Consider the following 25,689-nt stretch of genomic DNA (forward strand, 5'->3'; position numbering starts at 1 on the left):
CGTAGGGGTCACCGGCTATAAGGTGTACAGAGGCTCAACACTGCTTACAACATTGACGGGTGAAGCATCCAGCTTTAATGTTACCGGGCTCACGGCGGGAACAGTCTATACTTTCGCAGTTCAGGCCGGGGATATGGCAGGCAACTGGACTTCAACCGGGCCGAGCGTAACGGTTACAACGGTAGCGGACAATGAACCGACTACCCCTTCGGAACCGACGCCAACACCAACGCCAACACCGACGCCAACACCAACACCGACGCCAACACCATCGCCAACACCGACGCCGACGCCAACGCCAACGCCAACACCAACACCAACACCTTCAACAGCGCCGGTTGTAACGACAACCCCGGGTAAACCGGCTTTCGATCTGAGCCAACCCGAGTCGGTTTCCTTATTGAAGGAGGTTCTGGAAGGCAAAATACAAGCTGCCAGTGATGATTCAATAACGTTCCAGGATGTATCGAATCATTGGTCGGTTGAGAGCATTGAGGTGTTTTCGAAGCTTGGGGTCGTTAATGGTTACGAGGATGGCACATTTAAGCCGGATGCTCAAATTACACGCGGCGAGTTTGCAACTATCGTTTCCAAAATCTTCAATATCGGCGCGGGCGAATTGAAGGATGCCCAATTTAGCGATATCAATGAAAGCTGGGCTAAGGAAGCGGTCCTCGCGCTTGCATCGAATGGCATCATCAACGGGTACGAAGACGGCACGTTCCAACCGGATGCTAACATTACCCGTGCCGAAATGGTTGCCATTATCGCAAGAATTATTAACCTGACCAATGTTCAAGGAACAAGCAGTACGGCGTTTACCGATATCGGCGGTTCTTGGAATAAGGATCAGATCGAAGCGGCGGCAAAGGCCGGCATTATTAACGGCGCAGGCGAAGGTTCCTTTGCACCGGACCAAAACTCGACTCGTGCCGAAGCTTTAACCGTATTGCTGCGCTCCATAAAATTGAATCCTGAAATCGCTGCTTTGATTAACTCGTTGACGTAGAGACAAATACAAATGAAGTGTCGGGAGCTATCGTCCGACATCACAGGCTGCCGGAAGACCCGGCAGTCTTTCCTTTTGGGCACCGGAAAGGCTATTGCATTTTTTGCACTCGATACTCCTTTTTTAACTTGGGTAGTCAGTCTGGATTCGTGTCGGGCAATTATTAAATCTTGCGGATTGACGTGATCTCGCATCAGCCTTAAGCTTAGAAGACCTTCCTAGTTTATTCGGCTGATTGTCGATATGAAGTTATACATTTTTCGGAAAATTATATAACATATGGGGGTCGAGTCATGGAGAAGTCGGCAAAGAGGAAATGGATGCCAATAGTCTCGATTGTTGCGGCAGCCTCGGTAGCTGCTACCGCATGCGGAGGGGATGAGGAAGCGGCAAAAAATGGCGCGGAACGTTCATCTTCCTCGACAAGCTCCATGGCGGCTCCCATTAAAATTACTTGGATGACGCCTCTGTATACCCAATTTGTTCCAAAAGACACGGTGCTGAAGCTGGTTGAAGAGAAGGTTGGCGCTAAATTTGAGATTACATGGGTGCCGGATGCGGTCAAGGAAGACAGATTGAATACGGCGATTGCGTCCGGCACCCTGACTAAAATCGTAGGGGTACAGGACATCAAGATGTCATCGTTTCAGAGCGCGGTGAAGGCCGGCATGTTCTGGGAGATCGGATCGCGGCTGAAGGATTATCCGAACCTGAACCAAATTAATCCAACGACGCTGGAGCATATTAAAATAAATGGAGAAATATATGGGATTCCGCGGGAACGTCCGCTATCTCGTCAAGGCGTTGTCGTCCGTCAGGACTGGCTGGACAATCTCGGTCTGAAGCAGCCCAAGACGATCGATGAGCTATTTAACGTATTGAAAGCGTTCACACTTAACGACCCGGACAAAAACGGCAAAAACGATACATTTGGCCTGACAGAGCGTTTTGATCTGAAATACGGCGCGTTCAAGACGGTGTCCTCCTACTTCGGTACTCCGAACGAATGGGGTTGGAAGGACGGCAAGCTATTGCCGGAATTTATGTTTCCGCAGTATACCGAAACTTTGAAGTTTTTTAATAAGCTGTACAAAGAGAAGCTGATGAACGACGATTTTGCGGTTACGAGCAAAACGCAGCAATGGGAAAAGTTCTCTAAAGGCCAGGCCGGGCTGTATGTCGGCAATATGGTAGACGGTAAAAACTTGTACAATGACAGCTTGAAAATAAATCCGAACGTTAAAATCGATATCTTCAACCGCATAGCAGGTCCTGACGGAAAAGAAGCAGTATGGGCGCAGGCGGGTCATAATGGCATTTTTGCTTTTCCGAAAACGTCGATCAAGACGGAAGAGGAGCTGAAGCAAATTCTTGCCGTGATGGACAAAATGAATACCGTTGAAGTGTTCAATCTGTTGAAAATCGGCATTGAGGGAATTCATTACAAGCTGCTCGGAGACAACAAATTCGAGAAGAACTTGGATGCGAAGGATGCATTCGAGCAGGAGGTTCGTCCGCTCGACTCGATCGTCGGTCTCGAGTTGAAGAACCTGAAAGCTGCCAACGATCCGCTGCGCGAGAAGTACGAGGCGCTTACGCTCGACAATGACAATATCGTCGTAACTAACCCGGCGGAAGCTCTGGTCTCCGACACGTTGACCATTCGTGGGACCGAGATGAGGAAAATAATAGATGACGCCACTATTAAATTTATTATGGGTCAGATGGATGAAGCCGGCTTCCAGTCGGAAGTGACGAAATGGCAGAGAAACGGCGGAGACCTCATTATCGAAGAGCTTAACGCTTCATACGCGCGGTCCAAGTTAATCCCATAACCCCCTGCGGCTGCTCTCCCTAAGGTGTCGGCCGCATTTGTATAAGAAGCCGAAATGCAACCAAGGGAGGTGCACCATGTCAAAGTTTTTGTTGCGACTGCTCTCGTTCAGTATTTTACTAGGTGCATTACCTATTATTTTTATAGGTGTTATTTCTTACCTGATTGCTTCCAGCGACATCGAGGAAAAGGTCAAGGAGGGAAATGAGCAAATATTGCTGCAGACGCGGATGCGGGTGGAGCAAGTGATGCGGACACTGGAGCTTTCGGCTGTCCAGTTAGCCAATTCTCCATTGACCTTGAAATCGATGACACAGACGCTGACTCCGGAAGATTACCAGCAAGTTCGTGATTTGTCGCAGGGGCTGTACAGCCTGCAGTCGTTCGGCAGTATCAGCGAGGCGTATTTGATGAGCCTGGATAGCGGCTGGTCGATCAACTTCCGCTCCTTTCAGCCGATAGACTCGTTGTCGAACTACAACGAACTAGTGGCATATGCCAGGCTTCCGAACACTCTGACCTGGATTACCCCGGTGATGGAAGAGGAGTCGTACAGCACCGAGCAGTTGCCTCAGGACATCATCCGGATGGTGCTGAAAATTCCGTTTGTACAAGCAGAGCGACCTCAAGGAATGCTTGTGACCGAATTGCCTAAAAACGAGATCAAGCAGTTGTTGACAGAATCGGTGAACTTCGGAGAAGTCATGGTGTTGGATGAGAAGGGCCATGATTTCCTGTTTGGCGAAGAAGAAGGGAAGGAGGACCGTGGCACCATAGCTCGGGAAATTTTTTCAGCTTCCCAGCTTGATGCGGTCGGTCAAGGCTCCTTCGAGATGGAGCGTGAAGGGGAAAACGTCCTTGTGACGTACCGCGTTTCGCCTTACAACAGCTGGGTGTATGCTTCGGTTGTTTCGATCAGTGAAATTACGAAGCAGTCGCGCAATATCGGCTGGATTACCTTTTTTGTGTGTCTGCTGATTCTGTTGGCTGTAGCGAGCTTTGGATTTTATGGAAGCCGCCGTATATATTCACCAGTCCATCGGTTGTTTGAATTTACGCGGGAGATTGAGCCGGAGTCGTCGGGAGAAAGCCGGCCGGCGACGGGCCAAGGCAAGGATGAATTTGTATGGATCGAAGATCGGCTGCGGCAATTATCCAGCAAAGGGCAACAGCTTCAGCAGCAAGTTCGTGGACAATATGTGCAGCTAAGAGAATTTTTTATGCTGAAGCTGTTTACCGGTCAATTGTCGGAGAGTGACGATGCGTATCGTTCGACGATGTATGGGCTGCCAACGGAATGGAAAAAGCTCGGAGTATTGACGCTGCAGATCGATACGCTGCAGTCCACGCGTTATGGCGAGCACGATCGCGAGCTGCTGCTGTTCGCCATTAACAATATTGTCGGCGAGCTGGTCAACGAGGAACGCTCGTTTAGTCCCATTGTGCTTGGCCAGTCGCAGGTGACGCTGCTCTTTCTGCGAGGGGATCATAATGCGGCCGCGCAAAAACAGGAGCTGCATGAACTTGCCGGCATTATTAAGGCGAAGGTGGACGAATATTTGCATTTGACTGTCAGCATTGGCATCAGCAGGCCGTTCGAGCGCATAACCGATGCCATGAAGGCGTACACGGAAAGTCTGGAAGCGTTGAAGGTAAGAATCAGCCTGGGCAGCGATCTGATCATTCATGCGGAGGATATTGAAAGCGGCAAGGAAATGAAGACCGCCATCTACGCGCATCTCAAGTTTATGGAGGATCAGCTTGTGCAAGTCGTGAAGCAAGGCAACAGGGAGAAAGCGGACGCTTTATTCAGCGAATATATAGCGACGATCGTTGTGCGAGATGTTCATTTTAATGAATACCCCGTACTAATGCTGCAGCTTGTGACCAAGATGTATCAACTCGTGCACGAACAGGGCAGCACCGTGCAAAAAGCGCTAGGCGAAGGCGCTACGGTGGAGGAGTTCCTTAGACTGACGACGCTGGATGCAATCGTGCGATGGTTCAAGCAGGCGCTGTTCGATCCGCTGTTTGCATTCTTGGAGCAGCGAGCGGAGTCGCAATATTTAGGAATAGCCAATCAAATGATCAATATGATTCATGAGCGCTATGAGGAAGAATTATCGCTGGAGATGTGCGCGTCTATATTGAATTTTCATCCGGTTTATTTGAGCCGGGTATTTAGAAAGGAGATGGGCGTCAACTTCGTCGATTATCTCGTCGAATACCGGATGACCATCGCCAAAAACTTGCTTGAGACATCGACGGACAAAGTATCTGAGATTGCCGATCGACTGCGTTATACGAATACAAGCTCGTTTATCCGTACGTTTCGCCGAATTACAGGGATGACTCCGGGTCAATATCGGGAGAAATTTCAACAGAAATGAGGGAGCGACATTTAATGAAGCTTTTTTCGACAATTAGGCTGCGATTTCTTGACTTTCCGACGCGCCAAAGTTACAATACAAACTAATATATGGGATTCATTGATGGGAACAAGTACTTCGGCGCCAAACCCGCAGAGAGGAAAGCCTTCGGCTGCAAGCTTTCCGGTTATGACCGAACGAACAGACATCCCGGAGAACCGATGGTGAACACGCGTTGCCTTAGCTGAAGGCGGCGAACCAGTAGCTGTTGTGCGTAGGCGGGCGTTAACCGCGTGAAGTGCGTGCCGGGCGGACGCCGATGAACGAAGTCGGATGGCTGCAGGCGCGAATGTGGGTGGCACCACGGGTGATTTCGCGAAATCGAATCTCTCGTCCCTGACAACAGTCGGGGAGGGAGATTTTTTTGTTTTTCCCGGACGGGAGAGAAAAGGTGGAGAGGGGTATGGCACGATGAGCATTCAAAAGCCGAAAGGCACACAGGATTTGCTGCCGGGCGTGGTGGAGAAGTGGCAGTACATCGAGGAGAAGGCGCGTGACATCTGCGCACGCTTCAATTACAAAGAAATCCGCTCGCCGATCTTCGAGAATACGGAGCTGTTCCAGCGCGGGGTAGGCGAGACGACCGACATCGTCGAGAAGGAGATGTACACATTCCTCGACAAAGGCGACCGCAGCATGTCGCTTCGTCCGGAAGGGACGGCCGGCGTCGTTCGCGCTTATGTGGAGAACAAGCTGTACGGGGAGCCGGACATCGCCAAGCTGTACTACATCGGCCCGATGTTCCGCTACGAGCAGCCGCAGGCCGGCCGGTACCGGCAGTTTCACCAGTTCGGCATCGAGGCGTTCGGGTCGACCGATCCGAGCCTGGATGCGGAAGTGATCGCGATGGGCTACTTGTTCTATAAGGAGCTTGGGCTGCAGGGCGTGCGGGTCGAGATCAACTCGGTCGGCAATCCTTCGTGCCGGTCGGTGTATCGCGAGGAGCTGCAAAAGTTTTTCGCGCCGGTCAAGGACCAGCTGTGCAAAGACTGCCAGTCGCGTTATGACCGCAACCCGATGCGCATCCTCGACTGCAAGAAGGACCAGGCTCACGGTGTAGGCGCACCTTCGATTCTGGATTTTCTAGACGAGGAGTGCAGCACGCACTTCGAGAAGGTGCAGCGCCACCTGACCGACATGGGCATCGAGTATGAGATCAATCCGCGTATGGTGCGGGGACTCGATTACTACACGCACACGGCGTTCGAGTACAAGTGCGCAGGCATTGGCGCGATCGATACGATCAGCGGGGGCGGCCGGTACAACGGATTGGTGGAGCAAATCGGCGGGGACGATCAGCCTGGCGTCGGCTTTGGGCTTGGCCTGGAGCGGGTACTGCTCGTGCTGGAGGCGCAAGCTGTCGCGATTCCGGCCGGACGTCCGCTGGATGCGTATATGATCGGCATGGGCGAGCAGGCGGAAGCCGAGGTGGCGAAGCTGCTGTTCCGGTTGCGGGCGGCAGGGTTGACGGCGGAGAAAGATTACCAGGGCCGCAAGATGAAAGCCCAGATGAAGTCGGCCGACCGGATGCAGGCGCGGTTCGTTGCGATTATCGGCGACGAGGAGCTTGCGCAGGGCGTCATCGCTTTGAAAAACATGGCGACCGGCGAGCAAGTCAAGGTTACGTTTGAAGAGATGGTTACCGCGTTAAGCGACAAGTAATTTAGTGAACAAACCCCTAGGAGGCAACAATTATGCTACTGAAAACCCATCATTGCGGCAAATTGGACAAATCGCACATCGGCCAGTCCGTTATTCTGAACGGCTGGGTGCAAGTGCGCCGCGACCTCGGCGGCGTCCTGTTCATCGACCTGCGCGACCGCAGCGGCATCGTGCAAGTCGTATTCAACCCGGCATTCTCCGGCAAAGCGCTCGAAGTGGCGGACAAAGCCCGCAGCGAGTACGTCCTCGCGGTGCAAGGCAAAGTCGTACAGCGCGACCCGGCTACGTTCAACCCGAACCTCGAAACCGGCGAAATCGAAGTGCAGGCTCATGAGATTGAAATACTGAACGCGGCCAAAACGCCTCCGTTCTTCATCGAAGACGGCGTGGAGATCGACGAGCAGCTTCGCCTGAAATACCGCTACCTTGACCTGAGACGGCCGGAAATGCAGAAGACGTTAGTGCTCCGTTCGAAGGCGGCGAAGTTTTTCCGAGACTTCCTGGACGACAACGGCTTTCTCGAGATCGAGACGCCGATCTTGACGAAGAGCACGCCGGAAGGCGCGCGCGACTATCTCGTACCGAGCCGCGTGCATCCGGGCGAGTTTTTCGCCTTGCCGCAATCGCCGCAAATTTACAAGCAGCTGCTGATGGTGAGCGGCCTCGAGCGTTACTATCAGATCGCTCGCTGCTTCCGCGACGAAGATCTGCGCGCTGACCGTCAGCCTGAGTTTACGCAAGTGGACATCGAGACTTCGTTCCTGTCCCGCGACCAGTTGCTTGACATGATGGAGCAGCTCGTACAAAAGCTTTTCATGTCGACGCTCGGTGTGGACATCCCGCTGCCTTTCCAACGTCTGAGCTATGCCGACGCGATGGGCAAATACGGCTCCGACAAGCCTGATCTGCGCTTCGGTCTTGAGCTGCAAGACATCTCCGATATTGTGGCGGAGTCGGGCGTACAAGTTTTCGCCAGTGTCATCAAGAAGGGCGGCCAAGTGAAGGCGCTGAACGCCAAAGGCTGCGGCACTTGGAGCCGGAAGGAAATCGACGATTTGCTGCCTTTCGCGGCTCGTTATGGAGCCAAGGGCTTGGCTTGGATTCAAGTGAAAGACGGCGAGTTCAAGGGGCCGATCGTCAAGTTCTTCAGCCCGGAAGAAATCGAAGCGTTGAAAGAGCGTCTGAATGTGGAAGAAGGAGACTTGCTCTTGTTCTCCGCCGACACGAAGAAAGTCGTCGCCGACGTGCTGGGCAACCTGCGTCTGAAGATCGGCCGCGACCTCGGCTTGATCAACGACAAGGAGTTCAAGTTCGCCTGGGTCATCGACTTCCCGCTGCTCAGCTACGACGAAGAGTCGAAGCGTTACGTGGCCGAGCATCATCCGTTCACGCGTCCTCATGAAGACGACCTGCCGCTGTTCGACAGCGACCCGGGGCAAATTCGTGCCCAAGCGTATGATCTCGTGCTGAACGGCTACGAAGTCGGCGGCGGCTCGATGCGGATTTTCCGCCGCGACGTGCAGGAGAAGATGTTCTCCGCACTCGGCTTCTCCAAGGAAGAAGCGAGCGAGAAGTTCGGGTTCCTGCTCGACGCGTTCGAGTACGGCACGCCTCCGCACGGCGGCATCGCGTTCGGCTTCGACCGGTTGGTCATGCTGATGGCCGGTCGCACGAACTTGCGCGAGACGATCGCCTTCCCTAAGACGGCAAGCGCGACCGACCTGCTCATGAACGCGCCGTCCGAGGTGGATGCGAAGCAGCTGGACGATCTGTCGATCCGCTTGGCGCTGAAGCAGCCGACGGGCAAATCATAAGATTCGGAGGATACGGATCGATTATGCTGCATCAATTTTCTAGAACGGAACTCGCGATCGGGCCGGAAGGATTGGACCAGATGCGCGGCAGCACCGTTGCCGTGCTCGGCATCGGCGGCGTCGGCTCAATCGCTGCGGAGGCGCTGGCACGGACCGGCGTCGGCCGCATCATTCTGGTGGACAAGGATGTCGTGGACATCACGAATATCAACCGCCAGATTCACGCGCTGACGACGACGGTCGGCCAGCCCAAGGCGGAGCTGATGCGCGACCGCATCAAGCTGATCAATCCCGAGTGCGACGCCATCGCGCTGCGGATGTTTTATACGGAAGAGACATACGAGCAATTTTTCAGCTATCCGCTGGATTATGTGCTTGACGCATCAGATACGATATCTTATAAGATTCACTTGATCCAGCAATGCCTGGAACGGAAAATTCCGATCGTTTCGTGCATGGGCGCGGCCAACAAAATGGACCCGACCAAGTTCCAGGTGGCCGATATTTCCCAGACGTCGATGGATCCGATCGCTCGTGTTGTGCGGCAGCGTCTGCGCAAGGCGGGTATTAAAAAGGGCGTAAAGGTTGTGTACTCGCTGGAGGAGCCGATGAAGCCGCGCGAGGACGTTACCCAACGGATCGTGCCGGAAAATGCGCCGGAAATTCGCAAAGCGCAGCAGCCTCCAGCAAGCAATGCGTTTGTACCGCCGGTCGCCGGGCTTATTATGGTGAGTGTGGCCGTGCAGGATTTGTTGAAAAAAGCGGGAAAGGCCTAGAATACGGGCTTCGCAAGCTTTTCGGCGAAGCAAGTGATGTGGCGAGTAGGAGAAGGGAGTCGGATAGCAAATGAAAATTTTCGCGGTGTTTCTGTTTATGCAGGATGAGGAGAAAAGCCGGGTTCACCGTCCCGAGCATTTGGCGTACTTGGATGTTAAGCGGGCGGAAGGGCGCATTTTCGCAAACGGTCGATTCGTCGACGGCTGGGGCGGCATGGTGCTGTACTGGGCGAACGACGTGTCCGAGGTCGAGAAGCTGGCGATAGAGGATCCATATGTGACGACTGGGGCCAGACGGTATGAGATCCACGAGTGGGATATGGTGCCGGGGCGGTTGAGCTTGGAGTAATAGAGTGTTGGTAGGGGAGCGCAGAAAAGAGAGCTGTCATCGCAGGATGGCGGCTCTTGCTGCTTTCCGTATAGGAGAGGGGACGGACAGATGAGGGACGATTTCGATTTGTTTTCTACGCATGAGTCGAATTCCTCCGCCGGCAAGCTGCTAGCCGATCGGATGAGGCCACAGTCGCTCGAGGAGTACTACGGCCAAGAGCAGATCGTCGGCCCGGGCAAGCTGCTGAGGCGGGCTATTGAGGCGGATCAGGTGTCATCGATCTTGCTGTACGGCCCGCCGGGGACGGGGAAGACGACGCTTGCGCATATTATTTCGAAGCATACGAAAGGGGACTTCGTCCGGCTGAACGCGGTTGACGCTTCGGTGAAGGATGTGCGCGAAGTGATCGAACAGGCGAAACAGACGAAGGCGATGTATGGGCGCAAGACGATCCTATTCCTCGACGAGGTGCATCGCTTCAACAGCTCGCGGCAGGATGCGCTGCTGCCTGCCGTCGAGCAGGGCGTCATCGTCTTCATCGGCGCGACGACGGAGAATCCGTTCCATTACGTGAACGGGGCGCTTCTGTCGCGCTCGACGCTGTTCCAGCTGCAGCCGCTGACGCATGAGCATTCGCTCGCGGCGATGCAGCGGGCGCTCGCGGACCGGGAGCGCGGCCTCGGCTTCTTGCCGATCGCCGCGGACGAGGCGGCCCTCGAGCACGTCGCGCGTATGGCCGGCGGCGATATCCGCCGGGCGCTCAACGCGCTCGAGCTGGCCGCGCTCACAACGGCGCCGGATGCGGAAGGGACGATCCGCATTACGCTCGAGGCGGCCGAGGAATCGATCCGGCGGCCTACGGTGAAGGCGGACGAGTCGGCGCAATACGACGTCCTGTCCGCCTTCCACAAGAGCGTGCGCGGCTCGAGCGACGCTGCGCTGTATTGGTTTCTCCATGCCGTAGAGAACCTCGGCATGGACCCGATGGTGTTCATTCGCCGGCTGATCGTCGCCTGCAGCGAGGACATCGGCCTCGCCAACCCGCAGGCGATGGTGCAGGCCGTCTCGGCGCTCGACGCGTTCCGCAAAATCGGCTGGCCGGAAGCGAAGTACAACATTGCGCAGGCGATCCTGTTCGCCGTCGAGAGCCCGAAATCGAACTCGGTGGCGATGGCCATTTCCCGGGTAATGGACGCCTTCGACCGTCCGGGCTTCGGCAATGTGCCGCTGCATTTGCGCGATGCGCACTACAAAGGCGCGGCCCAGCTTGGGCATGTCGGGTACAAGTACCCGCACGACTATCCGGGCCATTTTGTAGCGCAGCAGTATTTGCCCGACTCCGTGCACGGGGAGCGCTTCTTCCTTGCAACCGAGCAGGGGATGGAGGACAAAATGCGGCAAAACCAGCAGCTTCGCCGCCGCGAGGAAGAGAAGGGCTGAGAAAAGGGAATAAGCTTAGACACAAGCTCAACGTGCCTGATCCTAGCCGAGTTGGTGCCAAAATGGACCCGTTCAAAACTAATCCCTGTACAACCGTATCACGGCAACATGCTCATAAACTGCTGGGCAGCCGAAGACAAAGGAACGTCCCGCAGCGTGACGAGGCCGACGCGCCGGGGCGGGATCGGCGGCTCCAGCGGCACCTCCTGCAGTGTGCCGGCGAGCAGCTCGTCCTCGATGAAGTTGCGGATGACGCAGGCGAGACCGAGGCCGATCCGCGTGAACTGGACGAGCAGCTCGATGCTGCCGAGCTCGATCTCCGGCTGCAGCTCCAGCCCGTGCCGCGCGGCGAAACTATCGACGTAGCTGCGGGTGCTGCTGCCTCGTTCCAGCATGATGAGCGGATAGTCCGCCAGCATTCGGATCGGAGCGGGACCGGTCGGCACCTCATAAGGAGCGTCGGGGCTGACGACGAAGACGTCCTGCAGCTCCATGCTCTCTCGAATGTCCAGCATAAGATCGTGCTGCTCCAGCGGGAGATTGACGATGCCGAAATCGATCGCGCTTTCTTTCAGGAATCCGATCGTCTCTTGCGTTGTGCGATTCGTCACTTGGAACCGGATGGACGGGTACAGCCGATGAAATTGCTCCAGATAGGGCAGCAAAAAGTACCGGCACAGCGTATCGCCCGCCCCGATGCGAATTTCCCCTTGCTCCAGCGCTTGCATCTCCGCAAGCTTCTTTTCCCCGGTCTCGATGAGCTGATACGCCTGAGCAATGAACCGATACAGCACTTCTCCTTCGGCTGTCAGCCTCACCCCTTTGGGCATCCGTACGAACAATGGGCCGCCCAGCTTCGTCTCCAGCTGCTTGATCGCGTGGCTCACGGCAGGCTGTGTAATGTACAGCGTTTCAGCCGCCTTCGTAAAGCTCCCGGTTCGTGCCGTCATATAGAAAACGCGGTAACTCTCCAAATTTTCGATCATCTCGACATAAACCTCGCTAATGTAATGTATGAAAAGGATTCATTTTTCTAATGCCTACACTTTCATTATAATGGGAACTGGGAAAAGGACACAACCGAATCCAAGTGTTGGGGAGGATGATTTATATGCCGGTTACGGCAATTGTAGGAGCGAACTGGGGAGACGAAGGCAAAGGGAAAATGACGGATGCGCTGGCGTCGCAGTCGAAGATCGTTATTCGCTATCAAGGCGGCAGCAATGCGGGACATACAATCATAAATGAGTATGGCAAGTTTGCTTTGCATTTGCTGCCTTCAGGCGTGTTTACGCCGGGGGCGATCAATGTGATCGGGCCGGGGGTGGCGTTCCATACGGGCGATTTCTTCAAGGAGCTGGAGCAGCTGCTGGCCAAAGGAGTGCCGGCGCCGGATATCCGTATATCGGACCGAGCTCAGCTGGTGCTGCCGTACCATCAGCTGTTCGACGAGCTGGAAGAGGGGCGTCTCGGCGATCGTCAATTCGGTTCGACCAAAAAAGGGATCGCGCCGTTCTATTCGGACAAATATTTGAAGCTGGGCGTGCAGGTGGCGGATCTGTTCGAGGAGCAGCGGCTGCGCGAGCGGCTGGAAGCGGCATTGGCAGCGAAGAACGTCCTGCTGCCGCATCTATACGGTCATACACCGCTCAGCGCCGACGACTTGATTGGGAAGCTACTGCAAGACGGAGCCAGACTCGCCCCTTACGTATGCGATACGGGCAAGCTGGTGCGCGACGCACTCGCCCGTGGTGAACAGTTGCTGGCGGAGGGGCAGTTAGGCGCGCTGCGCGATCCGGATCACGGGATTTACCCGTTCTCGACATCTTCCTCGACGTTGGCCGGCTTCGCGACGGTCGGCGCCGGAGTGCCGCCGGCTTCGATTACGCGCATCGTCGCCGTGACGAAGGCGTACTCCAGCTGCGTCGGCGCCGGCCCGTTCGTCACCGAGCTCAGCGGCGACACCGCCGACGAGCTGCGTCGCCGGGGCGGAGACGCCGGCGAATTCGGCGCCACGACCGGCCGGCCGCGTCGCATGGGCTGGTTCGACGCCGTCGCGACGCGCTACGGCTGCGAAGTGCAAGGCGCGACCGAGGTCGCGCTGACGAACCTGGACGTCCTCGGCTACTTGGACGCCATCCCGGTGTGCACCGCCTACGAGCTCGCCGGCGGTGCGCACACCGAACAGTTCCCCGTCTCGGCGAGGCTCGACGAGGCGCGGCCGGTGCTGCGGACGCTGCCCGGCTGGAACACCGACATCTCGGCTGCACGCCAGTTCGCCGAACTGCCGCCTGCGGCGCAGCAATACGTGCTCGAGCTCGAGAAGCTCATCGGCGTGCGCATCCGCTGGGTGTCCGTCGGCCCGCGCCGCGAGCAGCTGATCGATCGCGGGTAGCCGTACTACTGCTGCCCGTGGCAACATTAAGCCCAGCGTCTTGCTGCCGCCACCACCCGCTTGTGCTGTGCTGGACGCAGAGTGTTGATTAGAATTACCCGGTTCGGACGAGTAACCAGCTTCCACTCTGTCATTCAAAGCAGCCGCTCCACCACCCAAAAGCCACCCACCGCGATTATCGCGGTGGAGCCGAGCGCATAGCCGCGCGGATAAATCCGGCTGCGCTGGAACAGCGCCAGAAACGGGCTGGCCGCCGCGATCAGCCCGATCTGCATAACCTCTATGCCGACATTGAAGCTGACGAGCGAAGCGGCGAGATGCGATTTCGGGATGTCCAGCTCGGCGAGAATACCCGCGAAGCCGAGCCCGTGCACGAGCCCGAAGGCGAATGTCAGCTGCCAGCGGCGGCCCCGGTTCCAGCCCATCATGTTCTCGACTGCGACGTAGACGATACTGAGCGCAATCAAAATCTCGACCAGCTTGCCGGGCATCGGGTTCCAGCCGAGCACGGCGAGCGTCAAGGTCAGACTGTGGGCCAAAGTAAACGCCGTTGCGATTTTGACGTAATCGAGGAGCGGCTGTTTGCGCAGCAGTAAGGCAAGCAGGAACAGCAGATGGTCATAGCCGGTCAAAATATGATGCATGCCTAAAAGGAAAAAGGAGTACCAAGCGGAGTCGGATGCTCCGGAATCGGAACTGGACGGAGCCTCGCTGGAAGCGGGGGCTCCTTTTCCCGTTGCGGCAGGATTGGCCCCGGAAGCAGTCCCACCGGAAACGCCATCCCCAGTCGTCGACCAGCGGATACCTCGATCGTCAACCGTGAAGGCCGCCAGCCGGCCGGAGCCGGAGCCGTTCAATGCTCGCTCCGCGACATGGCTTCCGGACCGAACGACGAGCAAGTTTACATATGTAGTATTGTTGTCGGTCGTATACAGCTTATCTTGCAAGGTAACGGCGCTTGCGGAAGCCGGCTTGTCATAACGAAGTTCACTGACGACCATCCGTTTCCCGCCTTTAGCCAGCAACGCGATGTCGATGACCCGCCCTTGGAGCGCGGTGCCGTCGGCCTTCAACGTCAAGCTATCGGCAACCCAAGCTCCAATTGCCGACTGACCGGCCGACACTTCGGAGTCTTCCAAAGCCTCATCGCGGTTCCGGTCAACTCCCGGCACAGATTCGATAACGGACAAGTCGTCAATGGAGAATTGCAGCAGGAGGGAATCCGCCGTCACTTGCAAGGCTGTATTGCTGACACTGAGCGGATGTGCGGAGACGGAAGCGCTGGCGGAGGCGGCGAAAAGGAGCGCAAAAACGGCGATGGTGAACAAAACCGATCTAGTTAAACGTTTGAAGGGGTGCAAATGCAAAACATACATAAACGATCCTCCTTGGCATGTCGATTCGTCTTCATGGCGGGTAGATCTGGATGTATGAGAAGCGTTGGTGTAGCTGTGCAGCTCGATGGATTACGGCGAAACGAGGCTGCGGACACAGAAGCCGCTATTTGTGAACAAAGAGGCCATAATGCCAGATGAGCGGACATACGATTCGCTATTTCGCCTAAAATTGAGGTTTTCGAGCATCAGAAGAGGAAATAAGAGCTTCTGTGTCCGCCAAAACACGGATTGCCCCCTGATTGAACACAATAAGGGCTCCTATGTCCGCTCCACCACCTCCACCACCTCTACCTTCGCTATTCCGTCCCGCCGTCCGCTAACCAATCCCCGCACCGGCATACCGCCCTCCGGGCCCCACTTCCCTTCTTAAAAAAACTTTAAATTTTTTCAACACGGCGGAAGGAATATGAAAACGTTTGTCAAACTATATATAACATATAGTGGTCTATACGTCTACATCATTGACGGTCGACTGCTAGAACAAGGATAGAAAGTTGGTCGCTGTACATGAAACCTACTCTGAACAAAAATATCCCGGTCCCGCTTTATTTTCAGCTGAAGCAGCATCTGATCGAGCTGATCGAGAGCGGCGAAATGAAGCCCGGCGACAGCATCCAGTCGGAGCGCGAGCTTAGCGAGAAATTCGAGATCAGCCGCATGACCGTTCGGCAGGCGCTGCTGGAGCTGGTCAACGAAGGACGGCTCATTCGGGAGCAGGGCAAAGGCACATTCATCGCCCAGCCCAAGATCAACCAAGGGTTGTTCAAGCTGACGAGCTTCAGCGAAGACATGGTGAGCCGAGGGATGAAGCCAGGCGCCTACGTTGTGGACGTGGTTGTGAATCAGCCGTCTTCGAGCGTGATGGAAGCGTTAAGACTGAAGCCAAGCGCAGCGGTCATTATTTTGACCCGTGTCCGGTTGGCCGACAACAAGCCGATGGCGCTGGAAGTGACGCATTTGCCGCTGCGACGGTTCGAAGGTTTGGAGCGGGAAAGCTTCGAGGGCGTATCGCTCTACCAACTGCTCGAGAGCAAGTTCGGCGTCAAGCCGTACTCCGCTACGCAGACAATAGAGGTAGGGATGCCGACTCCGCGGGAGACGAATTTGCTGCATGTCAGCCCCGAGGTGCCGGTCTTGTTGATCAAGCGGGTGACCTGCGATCAGGAAGGCGTTCCTTACGAGTTTGTCAAATCGATTTACCCGGGAGACCGCTACAAGTTTCACGCGGAATTGGTCCGCTAGCCTTGGGCTAGCGGGATGAATTACTGAAGGAGGTGAGGCGACAGCAGACAGAGCACAACGATCTTCATATAATCTTAACCTTCAGTGAAAAGATCTTCTGTTAGTATGGACGTATAGATGTATACATATAGTGGTCTATACGTATAATCCACCTAATCTATCGATCGGTTAGCTTGGGAGAGAAAGCGAGGACTATACGCCTATGAGCATGAGTATGGAACGTCCGCCGACCGGCGATTTGCAAGGCTTGTCGTCCGAACAGGCGAATGGGAGCTCTACAGACCTCGATCTGATGTCGACGGAGCGCATTCTGACAACGATGAACGAGGAGGACGAGAAAGTAGCGGCTGCTGTTCGTGCGGCGATCCCCCAAATCGCTCGGGCTGTCGATTTGACCGTCGGAAGATTCAACAGCGGCGGCAGACTGATCTACGTAGGCGCGGGAACGAGCGGCCGGCTTGCGGTGATCGATGCACTGGAATGTCCGCCGACCTTCGGTACGCCGCATGAGCAAGTATCCTTCCTGCTGGCGGGAGGCGATCAAGCGATGCTGGAAGCGATCGAAGGCGCGGAGGATGACCGCGAGCTTGGTGCGGCAGACCTGGAGCGAATCGGGCTGCGCCCAGAAGACTGCGTAGCGGCGATAAGCGCCAGCGGCCGCACGCCGTATTGCCTGGGAGCGCTGCAATACGCTCGCGAGCTTGGCGCCGCCACGATCTCGATCTCCTGCAACTCCAATGCCGCCATGAGCGCCTTGGCGGACACGGCGATCGAGGTGAACACCGGCCCCGAGATTTTGGCAGGGTCGACCAGACTCAAAGCCGGCACGGCGCAGAAGCTCGTGCTGAACATGCTGAGCACCGCCAGCATGGTTAGAACCGGGCGCGTATACGGCAACCAGATGGTCGACATGCAGCCGACCAACGTGAAGCTGCGGCACCGCGCCAAGCAGATCGCCGCAGGCGCCGCAGGCGTCGACGAGATAACCGCCGAGCAGGCGCTAGAAGCGACGGGCTGGAGCATCAAACAAGCGATCGTCTGCCTGCTCACCGGTGCATCGCCGGAGGAAGCGAGGCAGATGCTGAACGCGGCCGGAGGATTTCTGCGGCATGCGGTGGACACGAAATCTTAACCTGCACCATACCCACACAACTTGCACCTAGATCGCACACTAAACATAACACCCAAAACTCAAAACCGAAGCTGCCGGCCGCCAATGGCGCTACGCTTCCACTACCAACCAAGACTAACACACTACACGGGGACTAACACGCTGCACCCAGACCAACTCAAACATCAAACCAGGCCAACACAACCGAGAACCGCACAGGTTATAGAAAGGGGTTCCTCACACATGCATGCTGCCACGACAGAGCCGTGCTCGCCTCCGCGTATGACGATGCTCATGCGCATCCGCCGCTTCCTGAACCGGGAAGGCGTAGCCGGCTGGCTGTTCATCCTTCCGGTCGTCATAGGGGTAGCGATTTTCACATACTCGGCCCTCGTCTATTCGCTCTACTTGTCGCTAACCGAATGGGATTTGCTGCGGCCGCCGAAGTGGACCGGCTTGTCCAACTACCACACGCTGCTCACGCGGGACGAAGAATTTTTCGCCGCGCTCAAGAACACGCTGTTCTTCGTCGTGACGCTCGTCCCCGCAGGCATCGTCTGCGCCATGTCGCTCGCGATTCTGATGAACCGCAAAATCAAGGCGATCGGCTTCTTCCGCGCCGCGTACTACATGCCGCACATCACCTCGACGATCGCGATCGGCATGGTATGGCTGTGGATCTTCAACCCGGACGTGGGGCTGATCAACACGCTCCTGAAAGGGATTGGCGTTAGCGATCCGCCGCAATGGCTAAGCAGCGTGTTCTGGGCGAAGCCGGCCTTGCTGCTCATGCGCATCTGGCAAGTGACCGGCTACTACATGATTCTGTACATCGCGGGGCTGCAGACGATTCCGGACGAATTGTACGAGGCGGCCTCGATCGACGGCGCCAGCCCGTGGCAGAAAGCCCGCTACATCACCATTCCGCTGCTGGCGAACACGACGTTTTTCGTTACGATTATGCTGACCATCGAGTCCTTCAACATTTTCGAAGCGGTATATGCCATGACCGAGGGCGGTCCGGGAGGATCGACCAATACGCTGCTCTACTACATTTATACCGAAGCGTTCGAATCGTACCGGATGGGGTATGCGGCTTCCATCTCGTGGGTGCTGTTTCTGATTATTTTCAGCCTGACCCTGGTCCAGTTCGCCATTCGGCGCCGAAGAGAGCGCGAGCGGATGTAGCCCTCACCTCCCTCCACAGACAACCGTTATCGAAAAGAAAGCGAGGTAGATTCGATGAAAGCAAGACGCGCGATCTTGGCGACGCTCCTCTATGTCATCCTGATCGGCATAACGGTCATCATGATATTCCCGTTCATCTGGGCGTTCACCGCCTCCTTCAAGATGAGCGCGCAAATATTCAACGGCAATCCGTTCGACCTGATCCCGAAGCCTTTCACCTGGCACAACTATGAACGGGCCTGGACCGTGCTGCCGTTTTACCGATTCCTGCTGAACTCCGTCATGCTGTCGCTGATCGTACCGACCGGCATCATCATTCTGGCGTCGCTGTCCGCGTATTCGTTCGCCAGACTGAATTTCAAAGGCCGCGATATCGTATTCATGCTGCTGCTTGGCGTCATGATGATGCCGGGGCATATTACGCTCATTCCGAACTATTCCTTGATGCGGATGCTCGGCTGGATCAACGATTACAAGGCGCTCATCGTCCCGATGATGTTCCAGGGCTCGCTCGTGTTCAACATTTTTTTCATGCGCCAATATTTCCTCTCGATTCCAAAAGAGCTGGATGAGGCGGCGATCATCGACGGCTGCAGCCGGTTCGGGGTGTGGTGGAGAATCATCATGCCGAATGCCCGCCCGGCGCTCGCCACAATCGCGATTTTATCGTTCGTATCCGAATGGAACACGTTCCTGTGGCCCGTCATCGTCATCAACGACTACTTGAAGATGCCGATCCAGGTCGGAATTTCCTATTTCAGATCCAATGTCAACGACTGGGGTGTGCTCATGGCTGCGACTTCGATGGCGATCATCCCGCTTGTCATCGTGTTCGCCGTGTTCCAGAAGCATTTTATCAAGAGCATGCTGACCTCGGGTCTAAGCGGCAAATAAAGGCCGAGATGTCCGATCCGGAAAGGATGTGATGGAGTTCCGCCGCCGAACATGCAACCGCAAGAATAGTTGAGTTAAACCACCCATGTGCAGCAAGTAAAAGGAAGCGCTTTATTAAAATTATGAAAAAGGGAGTTCATCCGACATGTTGAAAATGAGCCGAAAATCGAGATTCAACCCGCTGGTGCTTATGACGCTGATCGTCGCCCTGGTAATTTCCATCACGGGCTGCGGCAGCTCCGGCGATTCCAAGGATTCGGGAGCCGCGACGCCGTCCGCCGGCACGACTTCCAGCTCGCCAACCGCAACACCGCCGAAGGAGAAGAAGAAAGTCCAAGTGATGTCCTGGTGGGATTTCACCACATCCGAGCCGCTTAAGCAGCTGAAGGCGAAGTTCGAGCAGATGAATCAGGATCTCGAGCTCGAGTATATGCAGATCGGGACCGGCTACGCCGACAAAGTGCTGGCGATGGTCGCAGGCGGCGGCGACCTGCCGGACGTCATGATGCTGGCAATGGACAAAGTGCCGGTGTTCGCCGATAAAGGCGCGATCCTGTCGCTGGAGAAGTACGTGACGAAGGACTATACGAGCAACCTGTACCCGGTCGTCTCGGACGCGCTGACGTTCAACGGCAAGCCGTACGCGGTAGCCCGCGATATTACGAGCAAGGTCATGTTCCTGAATAAAAAAATGTTTGACGACGCCAAGGTGCCTTACCCGGACGCAAACTGGACGCTCGACGATTTCCGCAACATCTCCAAGCAGCTGACGAAGAAGGATTCGACTTGGGGCTTCTATTTCCCGAAAAATGCGGACGGCTTCACTCATTTCCTGGTCGCTACGGGCGGCGGGCTGGTAACGCAGGACGGCAAGTCGCTGATCGGCAAAAAAGAAACCGGCGACGCGCTGCAGCTGCTGCAGGATATGGCGGTCAAGGACGGCTCGATTCCATCGGAAACGCAAGCGCAGCAGTTCGGCAAAACCGATCAGGCGGTGTTCATCGCGGGCAAGGCGGCCATGATCGCAGGCGGGCTGTCCTATACGACGGCGTTCCAGCAAGCGAAGGTCGAGTATCTGGTCCGTCCGCTGCCTCGCAAGGATAAGCAGACGAGCACATCGTTCGTCAACTCGTGGGTCATTCCGAAAGGCGCCAAAAACCCGGATCTGTCGTGGCGCGTCATGCAATTCATGTCGAGCAAGGAAGCGCAGCAAATCGCTCTCGATACGGGGATGGGGCTGCCGGCTACGAAGAGCGTGGACACGGCGGCATTCCTGAAGCAGCACCCGGACAACAAATATTTCATCGAATCGCTCGGCTACAGCGTACCGTTCCCGACCCCGGTCTACGGCGCGGACTTCAATAACGAAGTGCAGAAGCAGTTCGACCTGATGTGGCTGGGACAAAAATCGGTGGCCGATTCGGTCGCGGCGGTTGAGAAGACGGCGGCGAATGTGCTGTCGGGTAAAAAATGACGGCGCGGTTCGTAATCGGAGTGGACGGAGGCGGGACGAAGACGGCCGCGGCGGCAGCCGATCTCGCCGGCCGTGTGCTGGCGCGGGCGGAGGGGCCGGGCTCGAACCCGAACTTCGTCGGGCGGGAAGCCGCTTTCGACGCGCTGCGTAAGGTGCTGGACACCGTACGGAGCGAGCTTCATGCTGGCGTCGTAGTAAACGACGGCGACGGCGAAGAGGGCGGAGGCGGTTACGCAACTGGCGACTCGGACGCACAACCCGTGCATATCGCCCTGTGCGTGCCGGGCTTCCGCAATTACGAGAGCGAGGCGGCGGATGTGTTGGCGCTTTCGCCCGACCGCGTCTCGTACAGCGGCGACGTCGACAGCACGTTCTACGGCGCGCTCGGCCGTGAATACGGGCTCGTCGCCTTGGCCGGCACCGGGTCGTTCGTGACCGGCGCGAATGCGGCCGGCGAGCGGGCAAGCGCCGGCGGCTGGGGGCCGGTCATCGGCGATCCCGGCAGCGGCCAGATGATCGCCGTGCAGGCGCTGCAGGCCGTCGGCCTGCAGTACGACGAGCGCGGCCCGGCGACGGCGCTCACCCCCAAGCTGCTGCGCCACTACGGCGCGGCGACCTCGCAAGAGCTGAAGCGCCTCGTCAAGCTCGACAACGTCAGCAAGCTGACCGTTCTCGTGCGCGAGGCTGCAGACGAAGGCGACGCCGTGGCGCAAGCGATCCTCGCGGCGGCAGGCGGCAGCCTCGCCGAGATGGCGGCGTCGGTCGCGACCCGGCTCGGCATGGCCGGCTCGCCGTGCGACCTCGCGCTGGCCGGCGGCCTGCCGCGCATCGGCGAACGGTACACGCGTCCGTTCGCCGCACGGCTCGCCGAGCTGTGCCCGGCCGTGCGCGTCGCGGAGCCGCTCCTGCCGCCGCTCGGCGGGGCGCTGCTGCTGGCGCTGCGGGCCTGCGGCGTCGCCTGGTCGGCCGAGGTGCTCGCGGCGCTGAGGCATAGCCTCCATAACGCATAATCCCATTCCCATTTCCCAAGAGGTGACGCAGATGAGTCTTGTACACAACTATTTTACGAATATGAAGCAAGTGTTGGAGCGGATCGAACGCACACAGCTGGACAACATCGAACGGGCGGCCGAACGGATCGCCGACAGTCTGGAGAACGGCGGCATCTGGCACCTGCTGGATACGGGCCATATGCTCATGTACGAAGCGGTCGGACGGACGGGCGGCATGATGGCGGTGCGTCCCGTGCGAGTGACGGTCGAGGTGGACAATCCGACTCGCTATCGGGAAGAGGATATCGGCAAGAAGAAGCGGGTGTTCATGGACGAAGTCGCCGGCTTGCCCGCCTTCATTGTCGGGAAGAGCAAGATGATGCCGGGCGATGTGCTGATGATCGGCTCGGTGTCGGGGATCAACATTTTGCCGGTCGAGATGGCGATCTACGCGCGGGAGATGGGCATTACCGTCATTGCACTAACGTCGGTGGAGTATTCGGGTTTCCTTCAACCGATGCATCCCGGGGGCAAACGGTTGTACGAGGTATGCGACATCGTGCTCGACAACTGCAGCCAAGTCGGCGACACGGTCGTGCAGGTGGAGGAGCTGGGCCAAGGGTTATGCCCGTCGTCCGGCATCGCCGCTTCCTATATGATGTGGGCGATCCAGACTCGCGTCGTCGAGCTGCTGCTGGCCCGCGGCAAGAAGCCGAGCGTCTACGTGAGCAATCATATGCCGGGCGCGGCCAAACACAATAGCACGGCCTGGGCGAATTACGAGAAGGAAGGGTACTGACGCCGATGATGCACACGCATACGATCGAGAACAGCCGCCTGCGGATCGCGGTCGACTCGGGAACCGGGGCGCTTGTGTCGCTCGTCAACAAAATAACCGGGGACGAATATTTGAAGCATCCCTCCCGGCAGCCGTTGTTCAAGCTGGTGACAATGGCTTGGCAGGCCGACGAAGGCGGCTCCGGCGAGCGGGTGGAGCGGCTGCCGGAGTCGGAGCCGCGCGTGCACGTCGCACGCGATCCGGTGACCGGCCTGCAGCGGCTGCAGATCCGCACCGAGGAGCTAACGCCCCTGGCAGCCGGACCCGACGGCGGTTCGATGCGAGTCGAAGCCGTCGTGACGATCGAGCTGGAGCCGGACGCCTGCGAAGCCGTGTGGTCGCTCGAGCTTGTCAATCGCGATGCCGGCCATCGGATCGTCGAGGTGCTCTTCCCTTATATGCGGGGGCTTGGACTCGGGGAACGATGGGACGACGACACGCTCATCTATCCGCATCACGCCGGCGAGAAAACCGACAATCCCGTCGCCCAGTACGCTTCGGACAAGTACCGCGGCTTCTGGCGCGCCGAAACGGTGCTGGAGCCGGACGGTATATACAGCCGCGAGATCAATTACTGCGGGCTCGCCTCCATGACCTGGATGTATTTGTACGACCGAGACAACGGACTGTACTTGGGCTCGCATGACGAGCGATTCCCGCTTACCGGCCTCCGGGTCGAGACCGGCGGTCCGGAGCAGCCTTGGATGGGATTCGGCTTCCGCAAATATTCCGTGATAGGCGAAGGCCAATCGTGGTCTTCCGGGCCGTCCGTCATCGCGCTCACCGAAAGCGACTGGCGCTGGGGCTCGAAGCGCTACCGCGGCTGGATCGACCGCCATATCGAGATGCCGGTCAATCCTTCTTTTCTCGGCAAGGAGTATGTGCTGAACCAGTGCTACAACTTCAAACGCGGGGATCATATCGCCAACCGGTTCGCTGATATTCCGTCGATGTTCCGAGCCGGCCTGGAGCAGTACGGGATGAAGCATATGTTCATCGCCTCCTGGAATCGCAAGGGCTTCGACCGCGACTACCCGGAATACCAGCCGGACATGGAGCTGGGCACGCCTTGGGAGCTGTATGAAGGCGTCCAGGCGGTCAATGAGGGCGGCGGGTTTGTCACTTTCTACATTAACGCCCGCATTTTTGACAAGGACCATGATTTTTTCCCGACGCTGGGCCACAAATGGGCGATCAAGGATCATGCACAAGCCTTCATGAACGAGACGTACGGTCCGGTGGAGTTCACCGTCTCCTGTCCTTCGCATGACGAGTGGCAGCAGTACTTGCTCGACATGAGCCGCTGGATGGTGCGCAGCTACGGGGCGACCGGCATCTACCTCGATCAGCTCGGGTCGGCGGACCCTTATCCTTGCTATGACGCCGGCCATTCGCATCGGGACATCGGCGAGTTCAACACCGGCTACTTGCGGGTGCTGCGCGAGCTGCTTCCGGAGATCAGGCGGATGAACCCGGACAGCTTCCTGATGATTGAGAACTGCGGCGACATCTACGGCAGCTATGTGTGGGGCAATTTGACCTGGAACGGGGAGAACTACGACGAGTTCTACAACTTGTACAAATATACGTTCCCCGAATACGTCCAGGTCAACATGGTGAATCCGCGCCGCGGGCTGGAAGGGGACGCGCTCGAATGGAAGCTGCGCTGGGACATCGCACGGGCGATGCTGATCGGCTCCGTGTTCTGGATCGGGATGTACCGCTTCGAAGGGCCGGAGAACGAGGCGATGCAGCGTTTTCTGCTGCAGGCCGTGGAGCTGCGGGCGGCGCTTCAGCCGTATATAGAGAGCGGCGTGTATGTGGACAACGACGACGTAAGGGCGGTGTCGGAAGGGATCAACGTGGCGCGCTGGAAGCTGGCGGATGGCGGGAATCTGTACATTATTTCGAACCTGGACAGTATCGAAGGGGCTGTGTTTGAAGTGGCGCGGCAGGGGACTGCATCCGCTGAAACGACCGTCGTCGGAGCCGAGCTAGGCGGCGCCGCTCAGGCAGCGCCAGCGCCATTCACCGTTCAAGCCGAATGGCTGCAGCTGCCTGTACCGGCCGCCGCGATCAGCTACCGGGTGGTGAGGCCGTGATGCGTTTGACCGTGTTAGGCCGCTACGGGACGTTCCCGGCGGCAGGAGGCGCCTGCTCCGGCTATTTGCTGGAGCGGGCGGGCAAGTTCGTTCTGATCGACTGCGGGAACGGCGTGATGAGCCGCCTGCAGTCGTTTTGCCCGCTCGAACGTTTGGAGGCGGTCGTCATTTCCCATCTGCATGACGATCATGCAGGCGACCTGCGCATTTTGAAATATGCGATCGAGACGAAACGAGCGTTCGGCACGATGGATCATCGGTTGAAGGTGTATTTGCCTCCCGAGCCGGCGGAGGTGTACCGAGGGCTCGTCTACGACAAAGCGTTCGAGATGACCGAAATCGACCCAAGCCACGTGGTCGAAGCTGCCGGGATCACGTTCCGGTTCTCGCCGATGCGTCATTCGATCCCGTGTCTCGCTATCGCCGCGGAAGCGGATGGGAGGAAGCTGGTCTACTCCGGGGACACCGTGTTCCACGAAGGTTTGATCGACTTCGCTCGTGGAGCGGACACGTTCTTGTGCGAAGCGACGACGGCGGTCGAAGGACCGGTGCCGATTCCGCACTTGACGGCGGGGCAGGCGGGCCGGGCCGCACGGGAAGCGAATGTGGGGAGGCTGCTGCTTACCCACTTATGGTGTGAGGAAGAGGAAGCCGCTTGTTTATCGGAGGCGCAAGTCCATTTTGCGGGATCGGAGGTGGTGAAGGAGCTTTACGCGTATGACATTTGAATAACGATTCATCATTTTTCCTTGGGAGGGGAG

General features: G+C 57.3%; 20 protein-coding genes. 18 read left to right on the forward strand and 2 right to left on the reverse strand.

Annotated elements, in window-relative coordinates:
• The 8 genes from PKO02S_RS02655 to PKO02S_RS02690 form a co-directional block, all read left to right on the forward strand.
• Positions 1 to 1,009: S-layer homology domain-containing protein (locus tag PKO02S_RS02655; protein WP_174819870.1), on the forward strand; the 1,009-nt coding region annotated here is incomplete at its 5' end.
• A 293-nt stretch (positions 1,010 to 1,302) separates the two neighbouring features.
• Positions 1,303 to 2,844, forward strand: a complete 1,542-nt coding sequence (locus tag PKO02S_RS02660) for an extracellular solute-binding protein (RefSeq protein ID WP_127579542.1) — start codon at positions 1,303 to 1,305, stop codon at positions 2,842 to 2,844.
• Positions 2,845 to 2,920: 76 nt separating this feature from the next.
• Positions 2,921 to 5,233 carry an AraC family transcriptional regulator gene (locus PKO02S_RS02665; protein ID WP_127579543.1) on the forward strand — a complete coding sequence of 771 codons (2,313 nt, stop codon included), beginning with the start codon at positions 2,921 to 2,923 and terminating at the stop codon, positions 5,231 to 5,233.
• Positions 5,234 to 5,683: 450 nt separating this feature from the next.
• Positions 5,684 to 6,934, forward strand: a complete 1,251-nt coding sequence (hisS, locus tag PKO02S_RS02670) for a histidine--tRNA ligase (protein ID WP_127579544.1) — start codon at positions 5,684 to 5,686, stop codon at positions 6,932 to 6,934.
• Positions 6,935 to 6,966: 32 nt separating this feature from the next.
• Positions 6,967 to 8,748, forward strand: coding sequence for an aspartate--tRNA ligase (aspS, locus tag PKO02S_RS02675; RefSeq protein ID WP_127579545.1), 1,782 nt, complete (start codon positions 6,967 to 6,969; stop codon positions 8,746 to 8,748).
• A 23-nt stretch (positions 8,749 to 8,771) separates the two neighbouring features.
• Positions 8,772 to 9,524 carry a tRNA threonylcarbamoyladenosine dehydratase gene (locus PKO02S_RS02680; protein WP_127579546.1) on the forward strand — a complete coding sequence of 251 codons (753 nt, stop codon included), beginning with the start codon at positions 8,772 to 8,774 and terminating at the stop codon, positions 9,522 to 9,524.
• 70 nt (positions 9,525 to 9,594) lie between these two features.
• Positions 9,595 to 9,873 carry a YciI family protein gene (locus PKO02S_RS02685; protein WP_127579547.1) on the forward strand — a complete coding sequence of 93 codons (279 nt, stop codon included), beginning with the start codon at positions 9,595 to 9,597 and terminating at the stop codon, positions 9,871 to 9,873.
• 90 nt (positions 9,874 to 9,963) lie between these two features.
• A complete protein-coding gene (locus tag PKO02S_RS02690; protein ID WP_127579548.1) occupies positions 9,964 to 11,295 on the forward strand; it encodes a replication-associated recombination protein A in 1,332 nt (443 codons plus the stop codon).
• Between the two features lie 98 nt (positions 11,296 to 11,393).
• Here PKO02S_RS02690 and PKO02S_RS02695 read toward each other — a convergent pair whose 3' ends face one another.
• On the reverse strand, positions 11,394 to 12,281 hold the full coding sequence (locus PKO02S_RS02695; protein WP_127579549.1) for a LysR family transcriptional regulator: 888 nt from the start codon (positions 12,279 to 12,281) through the stop codon (positions 11,394 to 11,396).
• A gap of 125 nt (positions 12,282 to 12,406) precedes the next feature.
• On the opposite strand from PKO02S_RS02695, the gene PKO02S_RS02700 reads away from it, so the two are divergent.
• The gene (locus PKO02S_RS02700; protein WP_127579550.1) at positions 12,407 to 13,690 is read left to right on the forward strand and encodes an adenylosuccinate synthase; all 1,284 of its coding nucleotides are present in this window, start codon (positions 12,407 to 12,409) and stop codon (positions 13,688 to 13,690) included.
• Between the two features lie 134 nt (positions 13,691 to 13,824).
• Here PKO02S_RS02700 and PKO02S_RS02705 read toward each other — a convergent pair whose 3' ends face one another.
• Entirely contained in the window at positions 13,825 to 15,066 is a 1,242-nt protein-coding gene (locus tag PKO02S_RS02705) for a HupE/UreJ family protein (protein WP_127579551.1), read from the reverse strand.
• Positions 15,067 to 15,594: 528 nt separating this feature from the next.
• Between PKO02S_RS02705 and PKO02S_RS02710 the strand changes: the two genes are divergently transcribed.
• The 9 genes from PKO02S_RS02710 to PKO02S_RS02750 all read left to right on the forward strand — a co-directional run bounded on the left by PKO02S_RS02710 (position 15,595) and on the right by PKO02S_RS02750 (position 25,656).
• A complete protein-coding gene (locus tag PKO02S_RS02710) occupies positions 15,595 to 16,329 on the forward strand; it encodes a GntR family transcriptional regulator (RefSeq protein WP_127579552.1) in 735 nt (244 codons plus the stop codon).
• 202 nt (positions 16,330 to 16,531) lie between these two features.
• Entirely contained in the window at positions 16,532 to 17,461 is a 930-nt protein-coding gene (murQ, locus tag PKO02S_RS02715) for an N-acetylmuramic acid 6-phosphate etherase (protein WP_246066806.1), read from the forward strand.
• Positions 17,462 to 17,683: 222 nt separating this feature from the next.
• Entirely contained in the window at positions 17,684 to 18,628 is a 945-nt protein-coding gene (locus PKO02S_RS02720; RefSeq protein WP_218033903.1) for a carbohydrate ABC transporter permease, read from the forward strand.
• Positions 18,629 to 18,682: 54 nt separating this feature from the next.
• Positions 18,683 to 19,522 carry a carbohydrate ABC transporter permease gene (locus PKO02S_RS02725; RefSeq protein WP_127579553.1) on the forward strand — a complete coding sequence of 280 codons (840 nt, stop codon included), beginning with the start codon at positions 18,683 to 18,685 and terminating at the stop codon, positions 19,520 to 19,522.
• 145 nt (positions 19,523 to 19,667) lie between these two features.
• Positions 19,668 to 20,996 carry an extracellular solute-binding protein gene (locus PKO02S_RS02730; protein ID WP_127579554.1) on the forward strand — a complete coding sequence of 443 codons (1,329 nt, stop codon included), beginning with the start codon at positions 19,668 to 19,670 and terminating at the stop codon, positions 20,994 to 20,996.
• Entirely contained in the window at positions 20,993 to 22,006 is a 1,014-nt protein-coding gene (locus tag PKO02S_RS02735; protein WP_127579555.1) for a BadF/BadG/BcrA/BcrD ATPase family protein, read from the forward strand. Before PKO02S_RS02730 ends, PKO02S_RS02735 begins: the two co-directional genes overlap by 4 nt.
• Positions 22,007 to 22,037: 31 nt before the next feature.
• Entirely contained in the window at positions 22,038 to 22,787 is a 750-nt protein-coding gene (locus PKO02S_RS02740) for a sugar isomerase domain-containing protein (protein WP_127579556.1), read from the forward strand.
• Between the two features lie 5 nt (positions 22,788 to 22,792).
• Positions 22,793 to 24,928 (forward strand): DUF6259 domain-containing protein, encoded by a 2,136-nt coding sequence (locus tag PKO02S_RS02745; RefSeq protein ID WP_127579557.1) that lies wholly within the window; start codon positions 22,793 to 22,795, stop codon positions 24,926 to 24,928.
• A complete protein-coding gene (locus PKO02S_RS02750; protein ID WP_246066810.1) occupies positions 24,928 to 25,656 on the forward strand; it encodes an MBL fold metallo-hydrolase in 729 nt (242 codons plus the stop codon). Before PKO02S_RS02745 ends, PKO02S_RS02750 begins: the two co-directional genes overlap by 1 nt.
• Positions 25,657 to 25,689: the final 33 nt, after the last annotated feature.

The sequence above is a fragment of the Paenibacillus koleovorans NBRC 103111 genome (assembly GCF_004000845.1).
GTDB classification, from domain to species: Bacteria; Bacillota; Bacilli; order Paenibacillales; family NBRC-103111; genus Paenibacillus_AA; species Paenibacillus_AA koleovorans.